The following is a 25,396-nucleotide window of genomic DNA, read 5'->3' on the forward strand; positions in this document are numbered from 1 at the left end:
GTCCGAAAGAGACCAAGTCCGGCGGCGCCGCCGAGGCGCGCAGCACGGCCAGCGCCGAGGAAATCCGGTTGGAAGCTGCGACGGAGACAGCCGGCGGCGCCATGCCTCCGCCCGCTGTGCCCGCCGACGCGCAGAGCGGCGAGCTGCACCCCGAACAAGCGTCGGGAAGGCTTCGCCGGATTCTGACCGGAAACGCCGTTGTCTCCCTTTTGGCTGTCCTGCTGGCCCTCATCATCGGCGGAATCCTGATTGCGGCCACCGACGAAGAGGTGGGCAAATCGGCGTCGTACTTCTTCAGCCGACCCGGTGACCTGCTGTCCGCTGCCTGGTCGGCAGCCTCCGGCGCCTACATTGCTCTGTTCCAGGGCTCCGTAGTCAACACCGAAGCCGAAACCTTCTCGCGCTTCATCTATCCGCTGACCCAAACGCTGACAGTGGCCACCCCGCTGATCTTCGCCGGCCTCGGCGTCGCCCTGGCCTTCCGGGCCGGCCTCTTCAACATTGGTGCCCAGGGCCAGATTGTCATTGGCGCCACCACCGCCGCCTGGGTCGGTTTCACCCTGCATCTGCCTGCAGGGCTGCACCTGCTGCTGGTTATCCTGGCCGGGGCTATCGGCGGTGCCTTGTGGGGCGGCATTGCCGGCCTGCTGAAAGCCCGGACCGGAGCGCATGAGGTGATCGTGACGATCATGCTCAACTACATTGCCATTCAGCTGGCCACCTTCCTGCTGACCACCCCCGCCTTCCAGCGGCCCGGCTCCAACAACCCGATCAGCCCCCAGCTGGACGACTCGGCAATGTTCCCCAAACTGCTGTCCGGAAGCTTCCGCCTGCACTGGGGATTTGTCCTGGCGATCGCGGCCACAGTCTTTGTCTGGTGGCTGCTGAACCGCTCCACCACCGGATTTGAACTCCGGGCCGTGGGCGCCAATCCCGCAGCAGCCCGGAATGCCGGGATCAGCACTACCAAGGGTTATGTGCTGGTGATGCTGATTGCCGGCGCGCTGGCCGGACTGGCCGGCGTCTCGCAGGTCTCGGGAACCGAGCGTGTCCTCACCGGTGATGTGGCCGCCAGCTTCGGGTTTGATGCCATCACGGTGGCCCTGCTGGGGCGCTCCAGCCCCTGGGGAACCCTGGCGGCGGGCATCCTCTTCGGTGCTTTCCGTGCCGGGGGAGTCACCATGCAGACCAGCACGGGCACCAGCATCGACATTGTCCTTGTGGTGCAGTCCCTGATCGTCCTGTTTATCGCTGCCCCGCCGCTGGTGCGCAGTATTTTCAGGATTCCGCCGCCCGGAGCCCTCAAGACCTCCGGCAAGCGCATGACCGCCAAGCAGACTGAAGCAGCCGGAGGAGCAGCATGAGCACCGCAGCAACACTTTCCTCCCGTCCGGAGACTGTCGTCCGATCCGTCCGCAGCTGGAAAACACCAATCCTGCTGGGCGTCCTGGCGGTTATCGCCCTGTTGGTTTTCGCGCTCGGGACCCCGTCCGCCGAGGTGACATTCCGCCTTACCGACGAGTCGGCGGCAGTGACCCTGCCTAATGTGGTGCTGTGGGCGCCGCTGGTTGGCTGGGCCGCCGGCATCCTGCTGGCTCTGGCCGCCGCACACTCCGCTTTCCTGACCAGCCGCGGGCTACGGATTCCGGGCTGGCTGATTGCGGTTTTCGCCGTGATCTTCGTCCTCGCCTTCCTGACCTGGGCTGTGGGCAGCGCACGCACCACCAACGTGGCCCTGTACGGTCTGCTCGCCGGATCCGTCACCCTGGCCGTTCCGCTGATCTTCGGCTCGCTCTCCGGCGTACTGTGCGAGCGTTCCGGCATCGTGAACATCGCCATTGAAGGCCAGCTCCTGTTCGGCGCATTCGCCGCAGCTGTTGCCGGCTCGCTCTCGGGCAGCGCTTTTGTTGGGCTGCTCGCCGCCATGGTCGCCGGGGTCCTGGTGTCCCTGGTGCTTGCAGTGTTCAGCATCAAGTACATCGTCAACCAGGTGATCGTGGGCGTGGTCCTGAACGTGCTGGTGTCCGGGCTGACCGGGTTCCTGTTCTCCACGGTGCTTAGTAAAGACGGCGCCAAATGGAATTCACCGCCGCGGCTGCCCAACCTTCGGATTCCGTTCCTGGCGGACATTCCCGTGATCGGCCCCATCCTCTTTGACCAGTCGATCATCGGTTACCTCATGTACGTTGCCGTGGCTGCCGTCTGGTTTGGACTGTTCCGCACCCGCTGGGGACTTCGCACCCGCGCCGTGGGTGAGCATCCCAAGGCGGCAGACACCCTTGGCGTCAACGTAAACCGCACCCGGTTCCTAAATGTGCTCCTTGCCGGTGCGGTTGCCGGCATGGGTGGTGCCTTCTTCACGCTGGTGTCCGTGTCCGGCTTCGGCCGGGACATGACTGCCGGGCAGGGCTACATTGCCCTGGCGGCACTCATCCTTGGCCGCTGGAACCCGATCGGAGCGTTCTTTGCAGCGCTGGTCTTCGGTTTCGCCACCAATCTGCAGTACGTCCTGAGCCTGCTCGGAACGCCTGTGCCCAACCAGTTCCTTGCCATGCTTCCGTATCTGGTCACGATCTTCGCTGTGGCCGGGGTGGTCGGAAAATCCCGGGCGCCGGCGGCCAGCGGCATTCCCTACGTCAAGGGCTAGAGCGAACCCTGATCGAGTGTCGCGACGGTGCCGCTTTGTCCGTCGAGTGTCGCGACGATGCCGCAATCACGCTTCGTGAAGGCGATTTTGTCGACACTCGACGGGCCGAAGAGGCATTTTCCCGACACTCGGGGGAGTGCAGGGACATTTTCTCGACACTCGACGACTGAGTTGATGAAGGGCGAGGGGTGGAAGCCCCGAGTCCGGCCCCGACCACCAGCACCGCACCGCCCAGAAGCACCGGAGGAGCGGCGCAGTAGCAGACACCGCACCGCCCGGAACCGCAACGAGGAGAACAATGACAGAGAACACCGCAACTTCTTCCCCGGCCGTGGACTGGGCTGCCCTGACGGATACTGCCCGCGCGGCCCTAGCTCACGCCTACGTGCCGTACTCGAAGTACCCGGTGGGTGCAGCCGCCCTCACCGACGACGGCCGGGTGATCTCCGGGTGCAACGTGGAAAACGCCTCCTACGGGCTGACGCTCTGCGCCGAATGCTCCCTGGTCAGCTCTCTGCGCATGACCGGAGGAGGCCTGTTGGCGGCATTCGTCTGCGTGGACGGAGCCGGGGAAATCCTGATGCCGTGCGGCCGATGCCGGCAGCTGCTCTACGAATTCCGGGCACCGAACATGCAGCTAATGACCGTAAGCGGCATCCGGACCATGGACGAAGTCCTGCCGGATGCCTTTGGACCTCAGCACCTGGAAGGGTAGGAACATATGAGCAGCGAACAGTTCGACGCCGTAGACATCATTGGCATCAAACGGGACCGGGGCATCCTGTCGCCGGAACAGATTGACTGGACCATTGACGCCTACACCCGCGGTGCCATCGCAGATGAACAGATGGCCGCGCTGAACATGGCGATCCTGCTCAACGGGATGAACCGCCAGGAAATCTCCCGCTGGACGGCCGCCATGATTGCGTCAGGGGTCCGAATGGACTTCTCCTCGCTGGGAAAGCCGACCACAGACAAGCACTCCACCGGTGGCGTGGGGGACAAGATCACCCTTCCGCTGGCTCCTCTGGTGGCTGTCTTTGGCGTTGCCGTTCCGCAGCTTTCCGGGCGCGGTCTGGGCCACACCGGCGGCACTCTGGACAAGCTGGAAGCCATCCCCGGATGGCGGGCCAACCTGTCCAATGACGAGATCATGGCACAGCTGGCCGACGTCGGCGCCGTCATCTGCGCTGCCGGTGCCGGTCTGGCTCCGGCGGACAAGAAGCTGTACGCGCTGCGCGACGTAACCGGGACGGTGGAGGCCATTCCGCTGATCGCTTCCTCCATCATGAGCAAGAAGATTGCCGAAGGCACCGGCTCGCTGGTGTTGGATGTGAAGGTGGGTTCCGGCGCGTTCATGAAGGACGAAGCCAGCGCACGCGAACTGGCTGAAACCATGGTGGCGCTCGGCCAGGACGCCGGTGTCAACACCGTGGCTCTGCTGACCAACATGTCCACTCCGCTGGGCCTGACGGCCGGCAACGCCATTGAGGTGCAGGAGTCCGTAGACGTGCTCGCCGGCGGCGGACCGGACGACGTCGTTGAATTGACCGTCCGGCTCGCACAGGAAATGCTGGCCGCCGCCGGCCGGCCGGACGCCGATCCGGCAGCCGCCTTGAAGGACGGCCGGGCGATGGATGTGTGGCGGCGCATGATCTCCGCCCAGGGCGGGGACCCCGACGCCACGCTGCCGGTGGCACGGGAATCCGAAACCATCTATGCACCCGCAGACGGTGTGCTGGTGGAACTGGATGCGCTGTCCGTGGGAGTGGCGGCTTGGCGGCTCGGGGCCGGCCGGGCCCGCAAGGAGGATAAGGTTCAAGCCGGTGCCGGCGTGCGCCTGCATGCCAAGCCCGGAGCCGGCGTCCGCGCCGGCCAGCCGCTCATGACCCTGCTGACCGACACACCGGAGAAATTCGAGCGTGCCCGCGAAGCTCTGGAGCACGCCGTCGTTATTGCTCCCCAGGGATCCCGTCCGGCGCAGAAGCTGATTATCGACCGCATTGGCTGACCAATCGGGGTGCCCGCAGCGGGCACCCCGGTTGGCGGGCACTGATGCGTTGGTGGCATCGTTGTAGATACCAGAGACCGATTCGAGGAGAGCCGCCACGACGTGCTGAGCGCCGCAATGGACAGTATCAATACCTTTATCCTGCTCTCCGCCGATGCCTGGTGGGTCTACCTGGTGCTGTTTGCCTTTTGCCTGATTGACGGTTTCTTTCCGCCGGTGCCCAGTGAATCCATTGTGGTGGGATTGGCCGCGCTGGTGGCTAGCGGTGCAGGCCCCAACCCCTGGCTGGTGATTGCGGCAGCGGCCTGCGGAGCGTTCCTTGGCGATAATCTGGCATACCTGATGGGCCGCGGGATTGGCCTTGAACGGTTCCGCTGGATGCGCGGACCACGGATGCAACGCGGATTCGTCTGGGCCCGCAGAGAGCTGGACAAGCGCGCCGTATCGCTGATCCTGGTGGCGCGCTTCATTCCGATTGGCCGTGTGGTCGTGAACCTCACGGCCGGGGCCACCGGGTTCCCCCGGCGGAAATTCATCACCCTAACCGCTATATCCGCAGTGGTCTGGGCCGGCTACAGCGTGGCCGTCGGCGCGCTGGCCGGCGCCTGGTTCGAGCACAACCACCTGCTGGGTGTGGTGGTGGCTATTGCAGCGGCAATGGTCCTGGGCCTGATTATCGACCGGATCATCACCAAGCTCCGCGGGCCCACGCCGCTGCAGACCACCCGGGAAGCGGCCCGTCTGCGGCATGAAGCGGCGCAGGCAGGGCGCGAAGCTCCTCCCTCCACCACGCCCCGGCCCGACGGCGGTAGCGGCACCGACGGCGGGAGCACCAGCAACGACGGCAGCGCCACCAGGGCGGACGCAGAACACCATGGAAACCGGGCCGAAACGCCCTGAACCATAGACGGCCGAAACAAGTGCCGCAGCTCACGTAGAGTTGGCTTCGTGACTGAGCCCATACTGCTTCCCGCCTCTGACCCGACCCTCGACATCCGTAGCCTGCCCAAGGTTTCGCTGCACGACCACCTCGACGGCGGGCTGCGCCCGGCGACGATCATCGAACTTGCCGCGCTTGTTGGACATGAGCTTCCCTCCACCGATCCGGTGGCACTTGGGGAGTGGTTCCGCGAGTCCGCGAACTCCGGATCGCTGGTGCGTTATTTGGAGACGTTTGACCACACCATTGCCGTGATGCAGACCCGTGAGGGACTGGCGCGGGTGGCCCGCGAGTTTGTGGAGGACCTGGCCGACGACGGCGTCATCTACGCGGAGATCCGTTGGGCACCCGAGCAGCATGTGAAGGGCGGCCTGAGCCTGGACGAAGCCGTGGAAGCCGTCCAGGAAGGGCTGGACGCCGGCGTGGACGCCGTTGAAGAAGACGGGCGGCTGATTCAGGTTGGCCAGCTCATTACCGCCATGCGCCATGCTGACCGCGGTATGGAAATTGCTGAGCTCGCCGTCCGGCACCGCTACAACGGCGCCGTGGGTTTTGACATCGCCGGCGCCGAGGACGGGTTCCCCGCCTCCCGCTTCGCCGAGGCGTTCACCTACCTGGCCGAGAATCAGTTCCCCGTGACCGTCCACGCCGGCGAAGCCGCCGGAGTGGAGAGCATCAGGGAGGCGCTGGTGCACGGACGTGCGCTGCGGCTGGGCCACGGGGTGCGCATTGCTGAAGACATCGAGGTGGACTTCGATTCCGAGGACAGCCCGGAGGCCAGCATGGCAGACGGCACGTCCGCAGAGACTGGAGACACTGCGGTGGGCATGGTCTCCATTGGACAGGTGGCCGGATGGGTCCGCGACCGCGGAATTCCCCTGGAAATCTGCCCGTCCTCTAATTTGCAGACCGGTGCCATCGCCTCCTTCGGTGAGGACATCGAGTCGCACCCCATTGATCTGCTCTACCAAACCGGTTTCCAGGTGACGGTGAACACCGACAACCGGCTAATGAGCGGCGTCACACTGACCGGCGAATTTGAGCTGTTGGCAGACACCTTTGACTATGATCTTGACGACATTCTTGAGCTCACGATGAACGCGGTGGATGCCGCTTTCCTTCCGCTCGAAGAGCGCGACGCCCTGGCCGCCTACGTCACGGAAGGCTTTAACCAGGCCCGTGGCTGAGCAGGCACCACACGCTGACGGCGGTGACCTGGGCCGGCGGTTTACCCGCCTGGTCCAGGTCATCGCCGTCCTGCGTGAGCGCTGCCCGTGGACTGCCGCACTGACTCATCAATCGCTGCTGGAATACCTCATCGAGGAGTCCTATGAAGTGGTTGAGGCAGTGGAGACAGGGCATACCGGCCCCTCAGACGCGGAGGAGCTGGCCGGGGAACTGGGCGATGTGCTGTTCCAGGTCCTGCTGCACGCCCGGCTGCAGGCGGAATCAGGCCACTTTGGCATTGGTGAGGTGGTGGATTCGCTGACAGCCAAAATGATCCGCAGGAATCCTCATGTTTTTGCCCCCGACGGCTCCCTGCGTGCCGGGACTACCGGGGATACCGCCGAGATTGAAGGGGCGTGGGACGCGGTTAAGAAGAGAGAAAAGCCCGGCCGTGCCTCGCCCTTCGACGGCATTCCGGCGGGACTTCCGGCCCTCCTGCTGGCCGCCAAAACACAGGACCGGGCCCGGCGTGCCGGGCTGGACGTGCCGGCGGCAGCACCGGGCACCACAGCCGAGCGGACCTGGCAGGGGCAGGCGGAACTGGGAGACCACCTGTTCGACGTCGTCCGTCAGGCTCAGGCGCAGGGCCTGGATGCCGAAGCCGCCCTCCGGGCCGCAGTCCGCCGCTTTACGGCCGGCCGCTAGGGCCGTTTCGCCTCCGTTGGCCACCCCACAGGAGCCGGAATGGCGGCCGAGGGCCTTACTACGGCGCCGGTTTCAACTAGGCTGGAAGCAGACAGCGTGGCCGGTTTCATAGGCCGGGCTGTAGTTACCCCTAGCGTTCCAACGAACAGGAGCATTCCCATGGCAATCATCGATGCCATTCACGCCCGCGAAATCCTGGATTCCCGCGGAAACCCCACCGTTGAGGTAGAGGTTCTGCTGGATGATGACACGTTTGGCCGCGCCGCGGTTCCGTCCGGCGCCTCGACCGGCGCCTTTGAGGCCAACGAGCGCCGCGACGGCGAAAAGACCCGTTACCAGGGCAAGGGTGTCCTGCAGGCCGTTGAAGCGGTCATCGAGCAGATCCAGCCGGCGCTGCTGGGCTTCGACGCCGCTGACCAGCGCGCCATCGACCAGACCATGATCGATCTGGACGGCACGGACAACAAGTCCAACCTGGGCGCCAACGCCATGCTCGGCGTTTCCCTTGCCGTGGCCCGCGCCGCTGCAGAATCCGCAGCCCTGCCGCTGTACCGCTACCTCGGCGGCCCCAACGCGCACATCCTGCCCGTGCCGCTGATGAACATCCTCAACGGCGGCTCGCACGCGGATTCCGACGTGGACATCCAGGAATTCATGATTGTTCCCCTGGGCGCACAGACCTACTCCGAGGGCCTGCGCTGGGGTGTTGAGGTCTACCACAACCTCAAGTCCGTGCTGAAGGAAAAGAACCTCTCCACCGGCCTTGGCGACGAGGGTGGCTTCGCTCCGAACCTGCCGTCCAACCGTGCAGCCCTGGACCTGATCCTCGAGGCCATCAAGCGCGCCGGCTACACGCCGGGCACGGATATCGCCCTGGCCTTGGACGTTGCAGCCTCCGAGTTCTACAAGGACGGCTCCTACCTCTTCGAAGGCACCAAGCGCACCGCTGCCGAAATGTCCGCTTACTACGAGGAACTGGTCCGTGACTACCCCCTCGTTTCCATCGAGGATCCCCTCGACGAAGAGGACTGGGACGGCTGGCAGACGCTGACCGCCTCCATCGGCAACAAGGTCCAGATTGTGGGAGATGACCTCTTTGTCACCAACCCCACCCGTCTGGAGACCGGCATCAAGAAAAACGCCGCCAACTCCCTGCTGGTGAAGGTCAACCAGATCGGCACCCTGACCGAAACGCTGGATGCCATCACCATGGCCCAGCGCGCGGGTTACACCACGATCACCTCGCACCGCTCCGGCGAAACCGAGGACACCACGATCGCTGACATCTGCGTTGCCACCAACGCGGGCCAGATCAAGACGGGCGCCCCCGCCCGCTCCGAGCGTGTTGCCAAGTACAACCAGCTGCTGCGCATCGAAGAAGAGCTCGACGACGCCGCCCGCTACGCAGGACGCAGCGCGTTCCCGCGTTTCACGGCAGAGTAAGCCTGCTGCTGGTGGGTACCCTCGTTAACGAGGGTGCCCGCCAGTTGTGTTTAAGCGTTGTCGTGTTTAAGTGCTGTTGTGCCTAAATGCTGTGCACAAACCGCCATTGTTCAGGGCCCGTGTTCCGCGGGCCCACGCCCAGCCAGTTTCGTTGTCATCAAGGAGTTCCATGCCCACCCGACGTCCGAAAGTCCCCAAGGCAGGCTCCGCCCCGGACGGCTCCGACACCGGTGGGCGCGCAGGCCGCAGCGAGGCACGGCCGGTTCGACGACGGAACACGGCTGCTGATCCGGACGTCATCAGTGCCACGAAACCGGTGGAAGGCACCGTAGGCACCGGCTCCCGCCCGTCGAAGGAGTCCGCCAAAACGGCAGCCGCCAAAACCGCTTCCCCCAAAACGGCAGCACCCAAGACCGGAACAAAGCCCGCCAAAGCCAAAGCGGGCAAGCCGGAAGCCGGAGGGTCAACCGATTCGGCCGGACGGGGCAAAGCCGCGGCTGCTGCCGGCCGGCTGCGTCGGCGCTCCCGGATCCTCGCCGAAGGCTCGGCCGCCGGGCTCTCCGCAGAGGAAACAGCGGATGACCTGCGCCCCGTTCCGGCCAAGGCCTTCTCCGGACGCCTGCTGGTTCTGGCCATGGTGACTGTTGTGGTCACTGTGCTGCTGGCGCCGTCGGTGAACACCTACCTCCACCAGCGTTCAGACATCGCGGCCATGGAGGCCGAAATCGCCGAACAGAAAGAGACCTCCCGCACGCTGGAGTCGCAGCTCCAGCGCTGGGAGGATCCGAATTACATCAAGCAGCAGGCCCGGGAACGGATTTTCCTGGTGCTGCCCGGGGAGACCCGCTATCTGGTCAAGGGCGAGCACGGGGTGGAAAACGTGGAGCTCCAGGCCCAGGAAAAGGACGAGGATCTGCAGTGGGTTGATGCCCTCTGGGACTCCGTGAAGCGGTCCGCCAACGCCCCGTAGGCCTGACGCCCCGGAACCGAAGGAGCGCGGACGCGGCTCCGTTACCCTTCTGCGCACAGTAATCTTATTAGCGCAGACCATCATCAGCCCGGGCCTTGTCAGGGCCCCCAGGAAGGAACCTCCGGCATGACCCAGCAGCAGCTCACCCCCACCTCCGAAGATTTGGAGACCCTGAGCCGGCAGCTCGGCAGGCCGGCACGCGACGTCGTGGAAATCGGTGCACGTTGTGTTTGCGGCAACCCCCTGGTTGCCACCACGGCTCCGCGCCTCAGCAACGGCATCCCGTTCCCCACCACGTATTACCTGACGCACCCGGTCATCACTGCGGCTGTCTCCCGGCTTGAAGCCGCGGGCGTGATGAACGAAATGACCGAGCGGCTGGAGCAGGATCCCGAGCTTTCGGCCCGCTACCGGGCCGCCCACGAGGCTTACCTCCAGGTCCGCAACGAAATTGGTGCGCGTACCGGCGTGGGCCCCGTTCCCGAGATCGACGGCGTTTCAGCAGGCGGCATGCCCACCCGCGTGAAGTGCCTTCATGTGCTGGTGGGACACTCCCTGGCCGCCGGTCCCGGCGTCAACCCACTGGGGGATGAAGCGCTGGACCGCATTTCCGCGTGGTGGACCCGCGACCGCTGCTATTGTGAGGGCGCGTGGGACACCACGGGTGCCGTTCCCAGCCGTGACCTGAGCCGGCACACCAAGACTCAGGGCCTTTCGGCTGAGGAACTGGACGCCAAGCGTGCCGCCCGCCGCGAGTCCGTAGCAGCCGCAGCCAACGCCGAACAGCAGGGGGAAGCAGTGCAGGAACCAGGAAGCGCACCGCAGCAGTCCAGTGCTGAAGGAACAACGCACGCCAGCCGCCCCACGGTCAGGGTTGCCGCTGTTGACTGCGGCACCAATTCCATCCGCCTGCTGATCGCCGACGTGACGCAGGACGACGACGTTCCCCGGCTGACCGACGTCGTTCGCCTGATGCGGGTCAACCGGCTGGGACAGGGCGTGGACGCCACCGGACGCCTGACTCCGGAAGCGCTGGAGCGCACCTTTGAAGCAGCCGACGAATACGCAGCGCTGATCCGTGAGCACGGCGCCGAGCGCATCCGTTTCGTGGCCACCTCCGCCAGCCGCGACGCACAAAACCGTGAAGAGTTCGTGGCTGGAATCCGGGAGCGACTGGGTGTGGAGCCCGAAGTCATCACCGGAGACGAAGAAGCCGCGCTGTCCTTTGCCGGCGCAACCAGCGTCCTGGGCGGCAGCAACGGGTCAAAGACCCTGGTGGTGGATCTGGGCGGCGGCAGCACTGAGTTTGTGCTGGGAACGTCCAACGGTGTTTTGGCGGCCAAGAGCACCAACATGGGCTGCGTGCGTTTCACCGAACGCCACCTCACATCCAATCCGCCCACTGACGCGGAAATTACGGTAGCCCGCGGCGAGATCCTGGACATCATCGCCCAGGTCCTGCCCACCGTTCCGCTGGCTGATGCTGACCGGCTGGTGGGGGTTGCCGGCACTATCACCACGGTGACCGCCCACGCCCTGCACCTGCCCGAATATTCAGCCGAGTCGATTCACGGCACCGAGCTCGATGCCGCCCGGATTGACCAGGCAGCCAATGAGCTGCTGCACATGGACCGGGATGCGCGGGCGAAACTGCCCTACATGCATCCGGGCCGCGTGGACGTGATTGGCGCGGGTGCGCTGATCTGGCAGACCATCGTGGACCGGGTTTCGGAGCTGACGGACGGCAGGGTCTCCTCAGCGGTGACCAGCGAGCACGACATTCTGGACGGCATAGCCCTGAGCGCTGCACGGTGACCCGTGCGTCCGTGGCTTCCCCGCGGAAGCGAAAGGGAACAAGCGGGATCCTGGTGGCGGCGCTGTTGGCGCTGACCTTTCTTCCGGCTGCCCCGGCGCAGGCCGACGATTGGCGCAACAAGCAGTACTGGCTGACGGACTACGGCTTTGATAAGGCCTGGGCCGTCAGCCAGGGCGAAGGCGTGAAGGTGGCCGTTATCGACACCGGCATCGACCCGACCCACCCGGACCTGACGGGTGCGGTCACCGGAGGGACCGACGTATCCGGTGCCGGAGATCCGGCCGGCAGCAGGGGCCTGGGCAGTAACCCCTCGCACGGGACGCTGGTGGCAACCCTGCTGGCCGGGCGCGGACATGCCCCCGCCGCCCCGCCGTCGCCCGCCGCAACCGACAAAGACGGGAAAAAGGACACCAAGGAAGATGCGGAGCCGGCCAAGGAACCGGCCAAATCCGAGGGAATCATCGGCGTGGCTCCCAAGGCCGAGCTGCTGGCCGTTTCGGCGTGGATCGGACCGGACAATCCGGCCGGTATTCCCATCGAAGACCAGATTCCCGCCGCCATCCGGTGGTCCGTGGACAACGGTGCCCGCGTGATCAACATGTCCCTGGGCAGCAGCTCCACGTCCTGGCCGGAAAGCTGGGACGAGGCCTTCCTCTACGCTGAGCAGCAGGACGTGGTGGTGGTTGTTGCGGCCGGAAACCGCGGAGTCGGCATGGTCCAGGTGGGCGCTCCGGCCACCATCCCCGGGGTTCTTACGGTTGCCGGGGTGGATCGCAACGGCGAGGCAAGCTGGGATTCGTCTTCCGAAGGCATCAGCATAGGTGTGGCTGCACCCGCAGAGGACCTGGTGGGCGGTCTTCCCGTGGGGCCGGCCCGGTATGCGGACTGGAGCGGAACCTCCGGAGCTGCTCCGCTGGTGGCCGGAACCGCAGCGCTGATCCGTTCCGCCTATCCGGACCTCAGCGCCGCAGACGTCATCAACCGCATCATCGCTACAGCCCGTGACGCCGGGACGCCCGGGCAGGACACACTGTACGGATACGGGCTGCTGGACGCCGGAGCCGCGCTGACCGCCGACGTTCCCTCCGTCACGGCCAATCCGCTGGGCAACATCGCCGACTGGATCCGCATACACCGCCGCGACGCCTCCGCGGCTCCGGCCACGGATGCTCCGGTAGCGGTGGAACCGTCGGCCCCGAATGTGCCGGAGCCAACCGTTCCGGTTGCCATCGTGCCCGGCACGGAAGCTGATTTGCTGCCCGGAACGCTGGTGGTGGGCTTCGGCGTCTTACTGCTTTCGGTCGCCGCCGCGGGAACGGTGGCCATCGCCAGAGCCCGCCGCCGGGAGCAGGAAAACCCGGCTTTTGAGGACTCGGACACCGGTCCGCTGGAGCACTCAAACCACTCGTGAAGGTTTTCACAAACTCAGGTACGATGAGGTTATGGCATCTACGACAAAGTTTTCAGACCGTCCCCGCGTCTTGGTGGTAGGCGGTGGTTACGTAGGTCTCTACGTAGCGAAGAACCTCCAGAATAAGGTCAAGGCTGAGGGTGGCATCGTCACCGTTGTGGACCCGCTGCCTTACATGACGTACCAGCCCTTCCTGCCCGAAGTGGCTGCGGGCACCATCGAGCCCCGCGACGCCGTTGTCTCCCACCGCATGCACCTGAAGAACACCGAGCTGATCACCGGCAAGGTCGTTTCCATTAACCATGCGGCCCACACGGCCACCATTGAGCTCGCCGACGGCGAAGCATTTGAGCTTCCCTACCAGGACGTTGTCCTGGCCGCAGGCTCCATCACACGCACCTTCCCGATCCCGGGCCTCGCCGAGGCCGGCATCGGCATGAAGACCATTGAAGAAGCCGTGGCCACCCGGAACCACGTCCTCGAGCGCATCGAATCCGCATCCCTGATGCCCGCAGGCCCGGAGCGCGAGCGCGCCCTGACCTTCGTCGTCGTCGGCGGCGGCTTTGCCGGCATTGAAACCCTGACTGAGCTTGAGGACATGGCCCGCGACGCGGTCCGCCTCAACGACCGCCTCAAGCGCGAAGACCTCCGCTTTGTCATGATCGAGGCCATGGGCCGCGTCATGCCCGAGGTCAAGCCCGACCAGGCCGAGTGGGTTGTCTCCAGCATGCGCGAGCGCGGCATCGAGGTGCTGCTGAACACCTCGCTGGCCTCGGCCGAAGACGGCGTGCTCAAGCTGATCAACATGGCGGATAAGTCCTCTGCCGGCGAATTCGGCACCGACACCCTGATCTGGACCGCCGGTGTCCAGGCCAACCCGATGGTCCGCGCCACCGACTTCCCGATCGACGACCGTGGCCGCGTCCGCGCCAACGCCGAACTACGTATCACCGGTGATGACGGCCCCATTGAGGGTGCCTGGGCTGCCGGCGATGTGTCGGCCGTTCCTGATCTCTCCGGCGGCGGCGTCGGCGGTTTCTGCGTTCCGAACGCCCAGCACGCCGTGCGCCAGGCCAAGGTGCTGGCCAAGAACGTCCTGGCTGCGCGCTACGGTGTCGGCAGCGTCGAGGAGTACAACCACAAGAGCCTCGGTGCCGTTGCCGGCCTGGGGCAGTACAAGGGCGTTGCCAACATCATGGGCTTCGGCATGAAGGGCTTCCCTGCCTGGGTTGCACACCGCGGTTACCACGGTCTGGCCATGCCCATGTTCGAGCGCAAGTTCCGCGTGGTCTCCGGCTGGCTGCTGAACATCACCTACGGCCGCGACCTGACCGATCTGCGCAACCTGAAGAACCCGCGCGGGGCCTTCGAAACGGCTGCCACCCCGGCCAAGAAGAAAGAAGCGGTCAAGTAACCACTTCCCTCCAGCGCTAACGCGTACGACGGCGGTTCCTCCCTTGGGAGGGGCCGCCGTCTCTGTTTCCGGCGGGAAGCGTCCATCCAGTAGGCTTGAGCAGAAGCTTTTGCTTCGGCCCCAGTAGCCCAATGGCAGAGGCAGCAGACTTAAAATCTGCGTGTTGTCGGTTCGAGTCCGACCTGGGGTACCGCTGGAGCCGGAGCCTTAGTCTCCGGGCGATCCTGCGGATTCACCACGCCGGTCACATCCGGATGGGCTACCCGCAGGTGCGCCGTGACCATCCTGACTGCTTCCTCTTCGGTGTCCACATCGTACTCCCAGGTGCAGGAGCAGCACCGGGCATGCGGGCTGCCGTCCGCAGCCACTGATATGCCCCACGCATCGCCGGGGAGCAGATAGAAACCTCCGTAGGTCCCGGACCATTCCCGGAGCGGACGCTCCGTCCAGTTGCCCTCACGCTGCTCAATCATGTCCCTTATTCGTTGGCCTGCGGGGAGAAGATGGGTGAGAGGCCGCATTTCTCCGAGCGGCGCGGCACTAGCGTTCCGCACCGCCCCCTTTGCGCCGGGAACCGTCATGAGCAATGCCCTGAGAATCGAAAACCCCTGTATCACCAGGGGGAGTGCCGCTGCCCAAGGACCTCTACATCCGCTGGGACGGCGCCTCTGACCGGGATGTCAGTCCCGTCTGACACGGCCCGCACCGGCGTCACGTTCTAACCCTCGACCCGCCCCGGATGCAAGGGGCGGGAGTGCGTAGTGTGATGAGTGTTACAAGGACGTAACCCTAAACCCTTATGTTTGACTCATTATTCAACTAGCTTTTCTTCTAATCAGGAACACCTGATAAGAGCATCAAAGGCCTCCGCCTTTCGATCGGGGAGAAAATCTATGACTGCACTACGCACCACGGGCCGTCACGGCCTGGACGGTTACAACCGGGCGGCCAAGATCGCGGCACTGGGGCTCGGGTTGGCACTGTTCGCGACCGGCTGCAGCGGGGGAGACTCGGGATCAGACTCTAGCGACTCGCCAGCGCCGTCGGCCTCTTCCGCAGATGCGGCCCCGGCAGGAGCCGTGGCGTGCCCCGCAAACGAAGGCGGCAAGGGCGAGGATCCTGGAAAGAAGGGCGATGCCTCGGCTGTTCCGGCCTCCACCGGTACCACTGATGTTGCCCTGAAAATCGGCACCCTGCTGCCCACCACGGGCGCGCTGGCATTCCTCGGTCCGCCGGAAATTGCAGGCACCAACCTCGCCGTCCAGGAGATCAACGCGGCAGGCGGTGTCCTCGGCCAGCCGGTGGAAATCATCCATCGCGATTCAGGCGATACAACCACCGACATCGCAACCCAGTCCGTCACTGACCTGCTCAGCCAGGATGTCAGCGCCATTGTTGGTGCCGCCTCCTCCGGCGTTTCCAAGACGGTGATCGGTCAGATCACCGGAGCAGGCGTCATCCAGTTTTCGCCCGCCAACACCTCACCGGACTTCACCACCTGGGATGACAACGGCCTGTACTGGCGGACCGCACCCTCCGATGTACTGCAGGGACGGACACTGGGCAACTACATCATGAGCTGCGGTGCGCAGACCGTGGGCATGATTGTCCTGAATGACGCTTACGGCACCGGACTGGCCAGCAATGTCCGCAGCTCGGTGGAATCCGCGGGCGGCCAGGTCGTCGCAGAAGAAATGTTCAACGAGGGCGAGTCGCAGTTCAGCAGCCAGGTGGATGCGGTCGCCGCCGCGAAGCCGGACGCGATTGTGGTGATCAGCTTCGAGCAGGCCAAGAGCATTGTTCCGCTGCTCACCGCAAAGGGCATTGACCCGACGCAGCTGTTCTTCGTGGACGGCAACACCTCGGACTACAGCAAGGATCTGGCAGCCGGAACGCTGGAAGGGGCGCAGGGCACCATTCCGGGTCCCTTCGCCTCGGACAATTTCAAGGCCTCATTGCTGGAAATTGATCCGGCGCTGAAGGACTGGTCCTACGCCGGTGAAAGCTACGACGCCGTGACGCTGCTGGCGCTGGCCGCTGAGGCAGCCGGCAGCACGGATGGCAAGGCAATGGCCGCCGAGCTGCAGGGAGTCTCAGCCGAAGGCGAGAAGTGCTTCGACTACGCCGGCTGTGTCACCATCCTGCGCGGCGGCGGCGACATCGATTACGACGGCTACTCCGGTCCCGTCACCTTCGATGAGAACGGTGACCCGACGGAAGCCTACATCGGCATCTACCAGTACGACGCCGACAACAAGCCGGTGCCGAGCCGCTCCGAAGAGGGCAAGCTCTAAAGATCCGTTCAGCACCACATAAAGCAACCCCCGCCGGTCGGTACCGGCGGGGGTTGCTTTGTGTCTGCGGTGCGGCTCCAGCGGCCCTCAGGCGGTGTCTGCGAGGGTTCCCAGGTAAAGCTGGATAACCTTGGGATCCTTCATCAGTTCCCGGCCCGTTCCCGTGTAAGCGTCCTTACCCTGGTCCAGGACATAGGCACGGTCGCAGATCTGCAGGCAACGGCGGGCGTTCTGCTCCACCATGATCACGGAGACACCGGCCCGGTTGATCTCGTGGACCCGCAGGAACGCCTCGTCCTGCTTGACAGGGGAGAGCCCGGCGGAAGGCTCGTCCAGCAGCAGGACGGCCGGATCCATCATGAGCGCCCTGCCCATCGCCACCATCTGGCGCTCTCCGCCGGAGAGGGAACCGGCACGCTGGCTGCGGCGCTGGCGCAGCTCAGGAAAAAGCTCGGCGACAAAGTCGAAGCGCTCCTTGTATTTCTTCGGCGCCTGAAACATGCCCATCTGCAGATTTTCTTCAATCGTGAGAGATGGAAACACGTTGTTGTTCTGCGGCACAAAGCCCACGCCCCGGCTGACCAGTTTGTTGGCTTTGAGCCCGGTGATGTCCTGTCCGCGGACCACAACGGTCCCCGAGTGCACTTTCACCAGTCCGAACATGGCCTTGAGCAGCGTCGATTTACCCGCCCCGTTGGGGCCGATGATGCCAATCAGCTCCCCGCGGCGGGCCTCAATACTGCAGCCGTTGAGGATGTTCACGCCCGGGATGTAACCGGCCACGAGGTCACTCACCTTGACGACAGAATTGCCCTCGAATGTGTCAGCTGTCATGGCTGGTCCTTCCGTTCCTCTATCCGCCCGCCGACGACGCCGTCAGGCTCGGTACCCACCGAAGATTCAGGGTCCTGCTCCAGTTCGGCCTCCAGCTTTTCGAAGCCTTCGGAATCGCCCAGGTCCACGTCGTGATGGGCGCCGAGATAGGCGTCAATAACGGCCTGGTCCTTCATGACCTCGCCGGGAGGTCCTTCGGCCACCACCTTGCCTTCGGCCATGACAATCACCCAGTCTGCAATGTGGCGCACCATGTGCATGTCATGCTCCACGAACAGAACGGTCATGCCCTCGGCTTTGAGGTTCTTGATGTGGTCCAACAACGACTGGGTCAGTGCCGGGTTCACCCCGGCCATGGGCTCGTCGAGCATCACCAGTTTGGGGCGGACCATCAGCGCCCGGGCCATCTCCAGCAGTTTGCGCTGCCCGCCGGACAGCGACGCGGCGTAGTCGCTGCGCTTGGTATCAAGTTTGAACTTGGCCAGCAGTACGTCGGCCTGCTCCGTGATTTCCTTTTCGCGGCCGCGCCAGACCGGAGGCAGCAGCGCCCGCCAGAGCGATTCGCCGGGCTGGGCGGTGGCACCGAGCCGCATGTTCTCTATCACCGTGAGCTTTCCCATGACCTTGGTCAGCTGGAATGTGCGCACCATGCCCAGACGGGCCACCTTGTAGGCGGAAACTCCGGCCAAATCGCGGCCCTCGAACTGCCAGTCTCCGGACTGCGGAGTGTCGAACCCCGTCAGAAGGTTGAACAGGGTGGTCTTTCCTGCGCCGTTGGGGCCAATGAGTGCGGTGATTTTGTGCCGTGGTATCTCCACGTGCTTGACGTCGACCGCGTTGATGCCGCCGTATGTCCGGGTGACGTTCCGTGCCACCAGAATGGGATCCCGCTTGGGGCAGCCCGGTTCCGCGGCTCCCTCGGCTATGGGACGGGAATCGGCCATGTACTCATTGGCGGCCAGTGCCGTCTCTGCCGCGGCGGCGTGTGCACCCCGGGGCTGCGCCCCGCTTGCCGGTTCGTCTGCCTGGGAACTCATGCGAATGCCAGCTCCTTCTTGTTGCCCAGAATGCCCTGTGGCCTGAAGATCATGAGCAGCATCAGGGCCACACCTACAAGGATGTAGCGGATCTGCCCTGCCTGGGAAGTGGTAATGAACGTGATGTAACCGGCCTCAATGGCTCCGTAGAGCAGGCCCTGGGTAACGGAGAGAATCACCCAGAAGATCATGGAACCGATGACCGGGCCCAGGACGGTGGACATTCCTCCCAGGAGCAAGGCCGTATAGAGGTAGAACGTAAGCTCGGTTCCATAGTTGGCCGGCTGTACGGCTCCGCGGGGAAGAGTGAAAATAATTCCGGCAAGGGACCCGAGGATACCGCCGATGATCAGCGCCTGCATCTTATAGGCGTACACATTCTTGCCCAGGGCCCGGACGGCGTTTTCATCCTCCCGGATGCCCTTGACCACGCGGCCCCAGGGGCTGCGAACGAGCATCCAGACCAGGAAGCAGGCCGCAATGACCAGCACCCAGGCGACAATCCGAACCCAGACGTCCCGTTCGTTCATCGCGAAGGGACCGAGGTTATAGCTGCCGACAGGCACCGGGTTCAGGTCGTAAAAGCTGCCGGTGAAAGCCGCAAGGCCGTTGGCCGAGCCGGTAATCGGCGTCATGCTGTTGGTGGTCACGATATACCGGATGATTTCGGCCGCCGCAATGGTCACAATGGCCAAATAGTCCGCCCGCAGGCGCAGGGTCGGTATGCCAAGGATGACGGCGAAGATCACGGACCCGGTCAGGGCAATGAGGACTGCCACCGGCAGCGGTGCGTTGAAGGACAGGATAGGAATGGCGAAGCCGTAGGCTCCCACCGCCATGAATCCGGCCTGGCCAAAGTTCAGCAGCCCCGTGTAGCCGAAGTGCACGGCCAGTCCAAGGGCGGCCAGTGCGTAGGCGGCGGTGGTGGGGCTGATGATCTCGTTGAGAGCTCCCAGAAAAATATTTGTAAAGTCCATCGGTGCTAAGCCCCTAACCTATGCGCTCGCGGCGGCCGAGGATTCCCTGCGGCCGGACGAGGAGGACAAGAATCATGATGACCAGGGCACCCACATATTTAAGGTCCGCTTCCAGCCAGATTGTGGAAATTTCCACGAAGAGCCCAACAATGATGGAGCCGATCAGCGCGCCAAACACCGTGCCGAGCCCGCCCAGCGTGACTCCTGCAAAGAGAAGTAGAAGGATCTGCTGGCCCATATTGAAGGAGACGCCGGGACGGTAATAGGCCCAGAGAATGCCGCCCATCGCGGCCAGGGCGCCGCCGAGCACCCAGACAATCCGGATCACGCCGTCTACGTCGATGCCGGAGGCGGCCGCCAGCGGAGGATTGTCGGCGACGGCTCGGGTGGCCTTTCCGATGCGGGTCCGCATCAGCAGCAGAGCCACCAGCAGGATGACCACAAGGCTCACGAACAGGGAAATCAGGGTGTTCCGCGGGATGGAGACCGGTCCGAGTTCCAGCAGCGGGCTTTGCGAACCCGGCAGTTGCTGTGTGCCTCCCCCAAAGAAGAACAAGATGGTGTAGCGCACGGCAACGGCCAGGCCGATGCTGACAATCATCATGGGCACCAGCCCCGTGCCGCGCCGGCGCAGCGGTTTCCAGAGCCCCGCGTCCTGGACGTAGCCGAAGGCCCCGCCGCCGACCACCGCCAGGGGCAGGGCGATCCAGACCGGCATTCCCATCGCGGCGAAGCCGAAGGCCAGCACGGCACCGAGAGTGACCATCTCGCCATGGGCAAAGTTGGTGAGGCCGGTGGTACCGAAGATCAGGGACAGTCCCACGGCGCTCAGCGCCAGGAGCAACCCAAAGCTCAAGCCTGCGACAACACGTTCAGTAAGTGTGGAAATGAAGCTGTCCTGCTGGAGGACAATACCCTCGCCGAGCAGGAACAGTGTGGTGATGTTGGAAGTCCCGGCAAACGTAACGGTGCGCGGATTCTCTTGGTTCTCCGCCAGCGCCACGCCCTCCGGGAGGGTGGATTCGTCCAGCTCAACTTCAAACGCGCCCTGTTCCGGCACTCCGATGGACCAGGAACCGTTGGCTGCTGTCAGCACTTCGCCCTTGTAACCGTTGCCCTCGGCAGTGATCCGTACGCCTTCGATGGGGACTCCCGCGTTGCGGAGCACCCCGCTGATGCGGTCACTGAATTCAGCACCGTCCGTTGCGGCGCCTTCAGCGGGTGCGGACGCACTGTCCGATGGCGAGGGTGCAGGTGTTGCTGTTGTTGCGTGAACGGCAGGAGCGGAGAGCAGCAGGGCGGCGAACATCGCCGCCACCGCCGCCAGCATCCCCAGATACCTGGTCAGCGCCGATGTCCTTAGCAAATTCCAAAACCTCCACGCCAAGCCCATGCGTACCGAGATATTCGGCACCGGGGCGGATCCATTTGTGACGTTTGTCACCAATTGGGGATCATGCTACCGACAGAATGTTTCCGGGAGTGACGTTTGACTCCGACCGAATGTCGCGATCGGGTAACGACTTCCCGCCGTGGGGCGCCAGCGCCAGTGTTGGGCCTCCGGACGCCACCGGATATGCGGAACTGTTACCGCAGCTCACTCTGCTTTAGGGAATCTCCACCGCCCCTTGCCCGTTGACATTGATAGGCTCTAGGTAAACAGCCCCCCAGATGGAGGACATTTCATGGCACTTGGCGGTAATCCGGTCTTTAACGGAAAGAATTTCAATTCCCAGGTTCGCGGCGGCAGGATGAACCAGGGCTCCCTGGCCACCCAGCCCCAGGGACAGATGACCCCGCAGCAGCTGCAGGAGCTCTACACGGCTCCCTCAGCAGGGCCCTCCCAGACCGGGCGGATGACTTATGACGACGTCATCATGAAGACCCTCGCCTGCCTGGCCGTTGTTCTGGTTGGTGCTGCCATCCCCATGCTGGTGCTCCCGGGCGCAGCCGGACCGCTGATGATCGTGGGCGCACTGGGCGGTTTTGTGCTGGGCCTGGTGAACTCGTTCAAGCGCGAACCGGCTCCGGCGCTCATCCTGGCCTATGCCGCCCTCGAGGGTCTGTTCCTCGGCGGCTTGACCCTCGTGCTGGACAACATGTTCCCCGGCATCGGCCTCCAGGCCGTCCTGGGCACGCTCTCCGTCTTCGCCGTGACCCTGGTGCTGTTCAAGAGCGGCAAGGTCCGCGCCACCCCCAAGGCCATGCGTTTCTTCATGATCGCGATGATCGGCTACGCCGTATTCTCTCTGGTCAATGTTGGCCTGATGATCTTCGGTGCCGTAGATGACCCCTGGGGCGTGCGCGGGATGGAAATCGCGGGCATCCCGCTGGGCATCATCATCGGCCTGTTCGCCGTTGGCCTGGCGGCCTTCTCCCTGATCATGGACTTCACCTCCATTGAGCAGGGTGTGCAGGCCGGCGCCCCGCAGCGCTACTCCTGGACCGCAGCCTTTGGCCTGACCGTGACGCTGGTCTGGCTGTACGTGGAAATCATCCGCATCCTCGCCATTATCCGCGGCGACGACTAGCGCTCCGGTTGTCTCCGGCCAGCCCGGAGACAACCACCCGAAGGCCAGCAGGCATTGCCTGCTGGCCTTTTTGTTCTCTTCCGGAGCAGGGAAAGTAGTTGCCCCGACGAAAAAGAGAGCCATCACCCTGTGCACCCCTGCCTGCGGACCGTAGGATCTGGCGAGTTGACGGATCCAGCGGGTGAAGGGGGACGGACCATGACAGAGCCTGCAAAGACCGAACTGTCACAGTTTCGGCTGCAGGAGCTGCTGCTGGCGCACCAGGAACCGGAAGATTTCATGAAGGCACTCGCCGGCGCTCTCGCTGGGCATCTGGCGGACTGGGACGTCGTCGGCACCTCCATCATTGTGGTGCGTCCCCGCCGGCAGGTGGTGCGGGTGGGCAGCCAGCCTTGCTTTGCACTACCAAACGGCGGTCAGCCGGAGGGTGATCCGGCCTCGGGCGTGCTGGCCAGCGGCCTGCCGGTTGTGGTCCGCCACCTTGACGCGCACTATCTCCGCAGGGGCGGGGGCAGTACAGCGTCCGAGGCGGGCATGGCAGCCTTCGCTTCGGTTCCCGTGCCGGTGGCGGATGCTGCCGGCGCCGTGCTCACCGCGTATGCGACCCGCCCGGGAGCCTTCGGGCCAGAGGCCGTACGGGCAGTGGAGCGTGCGGCAGCGGAGGCAGCGCCGGTGCTGACCTTCGCCCTCCGGACGGACGCACAGACACACCGGGCCAATAACCTCCAGGCGGCACTCGAATCCCGGACCGTGGTGGATCTCGCGGCGGGCATCATCATGGCGCAGAACAACTGCAGCCAGCAGAGTGCCGTTGAGATCCTGCGCAGCGTCTCGAACAGCCGCAACGTCAAGATCCGCGAGGTGGCTGCCGGAGTGGTGTCGGTAGTCTCGGACCGGGTGAGCACACACTTCGAAGAGTGAGCGGTTGTACGCTGGAACTTATGAGCGCTCCCGCCACGGCCTCCGCAGCCAGGCCAGCCACCGGCACCCAATATCAGATCACGCGCCGCACTCCCGCCGGCAGGGCGGAAGCACGCATCGCATCGCTCGCCGGGGCTCTGCGCAGCTATACCGTGGACGGCACCGAATATGTGGAAACATACCCGGATACGTCCCCGCCGCCGTCGGCCTCCGGAATCCTGCTGGCACCCTGGCCCAACCGGGTGGCCGGCGGAAAATGGACGCTGGACGGGCAGACCCAGCAGCTGGACATCACGGAGCCGGCCAGGGGCAACGCCAGCCACGGACTGCTCCGCAATACCGGCTACAGTCCTGCGGCGAACGCGGACGCCGCCGCCGACGGTGAAGCGGAGAGTAGCCTCACACTGCGCGCCGAGGTCTTTGCCCAGCACGGATATCCGTTCCACCTCCTTCACGAAGCGGCCTACAGCCTTGACGACGACGGCGGCCTGCGGGTACGCCAAAGCCTCACCAACGTGGGGCAGGGCCGGGCACCGTTTGCGCTGGGAGCGCATCCGTTCCTGCGGATCGGCTCCGTTCCGGTGGAGGACCTGACACTGACCGTTGCCGGGGAGATCCGGCTGACGGTCGACGAGCGCCTGATCCCCGTTGGCCGGGAGCCGGTTGCCGGGGACTGTGATTTCCGGGCCGGCCGCCGGATCGGAAACCAGGACCTGGACAGCGCCTATACCATCCTGGCGCTGGAAGACGGCGAACACCGGCACCGGCTGGCAGCACCTGACGGTCGGAGCGTCACATTGTGGAGCGGACCGGAGTTTGGTTACGTCCACGTTTTCCTCACCGACCAGCTGCCCGGCCGCACCCGCGCGGTGGCCCTGGAACCCATGACTGCTCCCGCCAATGCCCTGAACTCCGGGGATGGACTGCGCTGGCTGGAGCCCGGCAGCACCTTTACCGCGGAGTGGGGGATCCGGCCGGAACAGGCCGGCTAAGGACCTGACGTAAAGGTGGGAACTGCAACCATCGAGTGTGGAAAGATGAGCCCATGAGACCTCACGCACGCAGCATTGCCGCGCCCAAAGCGGTACAGGCTGCGGCTGTCCGATCCAGCAGGGGCAACGACGACGTCCCGTACGCGCTGCGCGTCAGTGCAGCCTGGGCGTGGCGCCTGGGCGTGGTGCTGGTTGTAGCCGCTGGGCTGATCTGGATCCTGCGGAACTTCTCGCTGTTGATTATTCCCCTCATGATCGCCGCTCTGCTGGCCGGGCTGCTCTCTCCGGTCACCGGCTGGCTGCGCCGCAACAAGGTTCCCGCAGGCCTGGCCGTGGCAGTCACCATCGTCACCTTCCTGGGGGTGATCGTGGCCGCGCTGACGCTGGTGGGGCGGCAACTGGCACTGGGATTCCGGGACCTCTGGGATGAGACCCTGTCCGGAGTGACCCAGATCCAGGAGTGGCTGGCCGACGGGCCCCTGCAAATCACCACCACCCGGATGGACACCCTCTTGGGAGAAGCCACCAGTGCACTGCAGTCAAACTCCGCCAACATCCTCTCCGGAGCGCTGTCTGTGGGGACCGGCGCCGGCCACTTTGCCGCAGGCGTCCTCCTGACCCTCTTCGCGCTGGTGTTCTTCCTGCTGGACGGCCGCCGCATCTGGCGGTACATCGCAGGACTGCTACCGCGCCGGGCCCGCCCCGGAGGTTATGGCGCAGGAATTCACGGGTGGGTTTCCATGGTCAACTACGTTCGGGTGCAGCTGCTCGTGGCGTTTATTGACGCTGTGGGGATCGGCGCCGGTGCCGCCATCATCGGTGTACCGCTGGCCCTGCCGCTTGCGGTCCTCGTATTCCTTGGCTCCTTTGTGCCGCTTGTGGGCGCCTTTGTTACCGGAATTGTTGCCGTGCTGCTGGCCCTGGTTGCGAACGGCTGGGTCAACGCACTGATCATGCTGGGTATTGTGCTGCTGGTCCAACAGTTGGAATCGCACATCCTGCAGCCCCTCATCATGGGACGGGCAGTTGCCCTGCATCCCCTGGCCGTGATCCTGGCGGTCACCGGCGGGACATTGGCCGCAGGAGTCCCGGGGGCACTGTTTTCCGTACCGCTGCTGGCCATCCTGAACACCGTGGTGCGCTACATCGCCTCCAGAGGATGGGAAAGCGACCCCGCGCTGGCCCGGGATCCCGTCTTCGCAGCCCTGGGTGGAGTAGTGCCCCGACCCGATGAACCTGATGAACCTGTTCAAGCCCACCAAGACATTGCCGACGAAGAGAAGTAA

General features: G+C 64.6%; 20 protein-coding genes, 1 tRNA gene and 2 pseudogenes. 19 read left to right on the plus strand and 4 right to left on the minus strand.

Going from position 1 to position 25,396, the window contains the following annotated elements:
* Positions 1 to 101: 101 nt before the first annotated feature.
* The 15 genes and pseudogenes from ABIB35_RS02375 to ABIB35_RS02445 all read left to right on the plus strand — a co-directional run bounded on the left by ABIB35_RS02375 (position 102) and on the right by ABIB35_RS02445 (position 16,818).
* Positions 102 to 1,364: an ABC transporter permease gene (locus ABIB35_RS02375; RefSeq protein WP_354178781.1), complete on the plus strand. Its 1,263-nt coding sequence runs from the start codon at positions 102 to 104 to the stop codon at positions 1,362 to 1,364.
* Positions 1,361 to 2,647: an ABC transporter permease gene (locus ABIB35_RS02380; protein WP_354178571.1), complete on the plus strand. Its 1,287-nt coding sequence runs from the start codon at positions 1,361 to 1,363 to the stop codon at positions 2,645 to 2,647. The genes ABIB35_RS02375 and ABIB35_RS02380 overlap by 4 nt, the downstream gene beginning before the upstream one ends.
* 298 nt (positions 2,648 to 2,945) lie before the next feature.
* Positions 2,946 to 3,362, plus strand: coding sequence for a cytidine deaminase (locus ABIB35_RS02385; RefSeq protein WP_354178572.1), 417 nt, complete (start codon positions 2,946 to 2,948; stop codon positions 3,360 to 3,362).
* A gap of 6 nt (positions 3,363 to 3,368) precedes the next feature.
* On the plus strand, positions 3,369 to 4,658 hold the full coding sequence (locus ABIB35_RS02390; protein ID WP_354178574.1) for a thymidine phosphorylase: 1,290 nt from the start codon (positions 3,369 to 3,371) through the stop codon (positions 4,656 to 4,658).
* A 117-nt stretch (positions 4,659 to 4,775) separates the two neighbouring features.
* Positions 4,776 to 5,390, plus strand: a pseudogene (locus ABIB35_RS02395) (DedA family protein); the annotation flags it as partial.
* A 216-nt stretch (positions 5,391 to 5,606) separates the two neighbouring features.
* A complete protein-coding gene (locus ABIB35_RS02400) occupies positions 5,607 to 6,785 on the plus strand; it encodes an adenosine deaminase (RefSeq protein ID WP_354178575.1) in 1,179 nt (392 codons plus the stop codon).
* On the plus strand, positions 6,778 to 7,470 hold the full coding sequence (locus ABIB35_RS02405) for a MazG nucleotide pyrophosphohydrolase domain-containing protein (protein ID WP_354178576.1): 693 nt from the start codon (positions 6,778 to 6,780) through the stop codon (positions 7,468 to 7,470). The genes ABIB35_RS02400 and ABIB35_RS02405 overlap by 8 nt, the downstream gene beginning before the upstream one ends.
* A 159-nt stretch (positions 7,471 to 7,629) precedes the next feature.
* Entirely contained in the window at positions 7,630 to 8,913 is a 1,284-nt protein-coding gene (gene eno / locus ABIB35_RS02410; RefSeq protein WP_354178577.1) for a phosphopyruvate hydratase, read from the plus strand.
* Positions 8,914 to 9,082: 169 nt separating this feature from the next.
* Positions 9,083 to 9,883: an FtsB family cell division protein gene (locus tag ABIB35_RS02415; protein ID WP_354178578.1), complete on the plus strand. Its 801-nt coding sequence runs from the start codon at positions 9,083 to 9,085 to the stop codon at positions 9,881 to 9,883.
* 126 nt (positions 9,884 to 10,009) lie between these two features.
* Positions 10,010 to 10,597: pseudogene (locus ABIB35_RS02420) on the plus strand (DUF501 domain-containing protein); the annotation flags it as partial.
* 189 nt (positions 10,598 to 10,786) lie between these two features.
* Positions 10,787 to 11,698, plus strand: a complete 912-nt coding sequence (locus ABIB35_RS02425) for a Ppx/GppA phosphatase family protein (protein WP_502915715.1) — start codon at positions 10,787 to 10,789, stop codon at positions 11,696 to 11,698.
* Between the two features lie 11 nt (positions 11,699 to 11,709).
* Positions 11,710 to 13,110 (plus strand): S8 family serine peptidase, encoded by a 1,401-nt coding sequence (locus tag ABIB35_RS02430; RefSeq protein WP_502915709.1) that lies wholly within the window; start codon positions 11,710 to 11,712, stop codon positions 13,108 to 13,110.
* A gap of 31 nt (positions 13,111 to 13,141) precedes the next feature.
* On the plus strand, positions 13,142 to 14,524 hold the full coding sequence (locus ABIB35_RS02435; protein ID WP_354178580.1) for an NAD(P)/FAD-dependent oxidoreductase: 1,383 nt from the start codon (positions 13,142 to 13,144) through the stop codon (positions 14,522 to 14,524).
* Positions 14,525 to 14,641: 117 nt separating this feature from the next.
* Positions 14,642 to 14,714 (plus strand) — tRNA-Leu (locus tag ABIB35_RS02440).
* 703 nt (positions 14,715 to 15,417) lie between these two features.
* The gene (locus ABIB35_RS02445) at positions 15,418 to 16,818 is read left to right on the plus strand and encodes an ABC transporter substrate-binding protein (RefSeq protein ID WP_354178582.1); all 1,401 of its coding nucleotides are present in this window, start codon (positions 15,418 to 15,420) and stop codon (positions 16,816 to 16,818) included.
* Positions 16,819 to 16,905: 87 nt separating this feature from the next.
* On the opposite strand, the gene ABIB35_RS02450 is transcribed toward ABIB35_RS02445, so the two are convergent.
* The 4 genes from ABIB35_RS02450 to ABIB35_RS02465 form a co-directional block, all read right to left on the minus strand.
* Complete coding sequence (locus tag ABIB35_RS02450; RefSeq protein WP_354178584.1) at positions 16,906 to 17,652, minus strand: ABC transporter ATP-binding protein; 747 nt, start codon at positions 17,650 to 17,652, stop codon at positions 16,906 to 16,908.
* Positions 17,649 to 18,596 (minus strand): ABC transporter ATP-binding protein, encoded by a 948-nt coding sequence (locus ABIB35_RS02455; RefSeq protein WP_354178785.1) that lies wholly within the window; start codon positions 18,594 to 18,596, stop codon positions 17,649 to 17,651. Before ABIB35_RS02455 ends, ABIB35_RS02450 begins: the two co-directional genes overlap by 4 nt.
* A gap of 89 nt (positions 18,597 to 18,685) precedes the next feature.
* On the minus strand, positions 18,686 to 19,666 hold the full coding sequence (locus tag ABIB35_RS02460) for a branched-chain amino acid ABC transporter permease (protein ID WP_354178585.1): 981 nt from the start codon (positions 19,664 to 19,666) through the stop codon (positions 18,686 to 18,688).
* Between the two features lie 13 nt (positions 19,667 to 19,679).
* Positions 19,680 to 20,996, minus strand: a complete 1,317-nt coding sequence (locus ABIB35_RS02465; protein WP_354178786.1) for a branched-chain amino acid ABC transporter permease — start codon at positions 20,994 to 20,996, stop codon at positions 19,680 to 19,682.
* A gap of 355 nt (positions 20,997 to 21,351) precedes the next feature.
* Here ABIB35_RS02465 and ABIB35_RS02470 point away from each other — a divergent pair, with 355 nt between their 5' ends.
* From ABIB35_RS02470 to ABIB35_RS02485, 4 genes are all read left to right on the plus strand, one after another.
* Positions 21,352 to 22,197: a Bax inhibitor-1/YccA family protein gene (locus ABIB35_RS02470; protein ID WP_354178587.1), complete on the plus strand. Its 846-nt coding sequence runs from the start codon at positions 21,352 to 21,354 to the stop codon at positions 22,195 to 22,197.
* 198 nt (positions 22,198 to 22,395) lie between these two features.
* Positions 22,396 to 23,118, plus strand: coding sequence for an ANTAR domain-containing protein (locus ABIB35_RS02475; protein ID WP_354178589.1), 723 nt, complete (start codon positions 22,396 to 22,398; stop codon positions 23,116 to 23,118).
* A gap of 20 nt (positions 23,119 to 23,138) precedes the next feature.
* Positions 23,139 to 24,110 (plus strand): aldose 1-epimerase family protein, encoded by a 972-nt coding sequence (locus ABIB35_RS02480; protein ID WP_354178591.1) that lies wholly within the window; start codon positions 23,139 to 23,141, stop codon positions 24,108 to 24,110.
* Between the two features lie 53 nt (positions 24,111 to 24,163).
* Positions 24,164 to 25,396, plus strand: coding sequence for an AI-2E family transporter (locus ABIB35_RS02485; RefSeq protein WP_354178593.1), 1,233 nt, complete (start codon positions 24,164 to 24,166; stop codon positions 25,394 to 25,396).

The sequence above is a fragment of the Arthrobacter sp. UYP6 genome (assembly GCF_040547315.1).
GTDB lineage: Bacteria > Actinomycetota > Actinomycetes > Actinomycetales > Micrococcaceae > Arthrobacter_B.

Coding starts and splice junctions, on each gene's coding strand:
- ABIB35_RS02465 (WP_354178786.1), bottom strand. CDS start 20,996: ATGCTGGCGGCGGTGGCGGCGATGTTCGCCGCCCTGCTGCTCTCCGCT.
- ABIB35_RS02450 (WP_354178584.1), bottom strand. CDS start 17,652: ATGACAGCTGACACATTCGAGGGCAATTCTGTCGTCAAGGTGAGTGAC.
- ABIB35_RS02480 (WP_354178591.1), top strand. CDS start 23,139: ATGAGCGCTCCCGCCACGGCCTCCGCAGCCAGGCCAGCCACCGGCACC.
- ABIB35_RS02470 (WP_354178587.1), top strand. CDS start 21,352: ATGGCACTTGGCGGTAATCCGGTCTTTAACGGAAAGAATTTCAATTCC.
- eno (WP_354178577.1), top strand. CDS start 7,630: ATGGCAATCATCGATGCCATTCACGCCCGCGAAATCCTGGATTCCCGC.
- ABIB35_RS02380 (WP_354178571.1), top strand. CDS start 1,361: ATGAGCACCGCAGCAACACTTTCCTCCCGTCCGGAGACTGTCGTCCGA.
- ABIB35_RS02485 (WP_354178593.1), top strand. CDS start 24,164: ATGAGACCTCACGCACGCAGCATTGCCGCGCCCAAAGCGGTACAGGCT.
- ABIB35_RS02415 (WP_354178578.1), top strand. CDS start 9,083: ATGCCCACCCGACGTCCGAAAGTCCCCAAGGCAGGCTCCGCCCCGGAC.
- ABIB35_RS02460 (WP_354178585.1), bottom strand. CDS start 19,666: ATGGACTTTACAAATATTTTTCTGGGAGCTCTCAACGAGATCATCAGC.
- ABIB35_RS02385 (WP_354178572.1), top strand. CDS start 2,946: ATGACAGAGAACACCGCAACTTCTTCCCCGGCCGTGGACTGGGCTGCC.
- ABIB35_RS02375 (WP_354178781.1), top strand. CDS start 102: ATGCCTCCGCCCGCTGTGCCCGCCGACGCGCAGAGCGGCGAGCTGCAC.
- ABIB35_RS02475 (WP_354178589.1), top strand. CDS start 22,396: ATGACAGAGCCTGCAAAGACCGAACTGTCACAGTTTCGGCTGCAGGAG.
- ABIB35_RS02455 (WP_354178785.1), bottom strand. CDS start 18,596: ATGGCCGATTCCCGTCCCATAGCCGAGGGAGCCGCGGAACCGGGCTGC.
- ABIB35_RS02390 (WP_354178574.1), top strand. CDS start 3,369: ATGAGCAGCGAACAGTTCGACGCCGTAGACATCATTGGCATCAAACGG.
- ABIB35_RS02435 (WP_354178580.1), top strand. CDS start 13,142: ATGGCATCTACGACAAAGTTTTCAGACCGTCCCCGCGTCTTGGTGGTA.
- ABIB35_RS02445 (WP_354178582.1), top strand. CDS start 15,418: ATGACTGCACTACGCACCACGGGCCGTCACGGCCTGGACGGTTACAAC.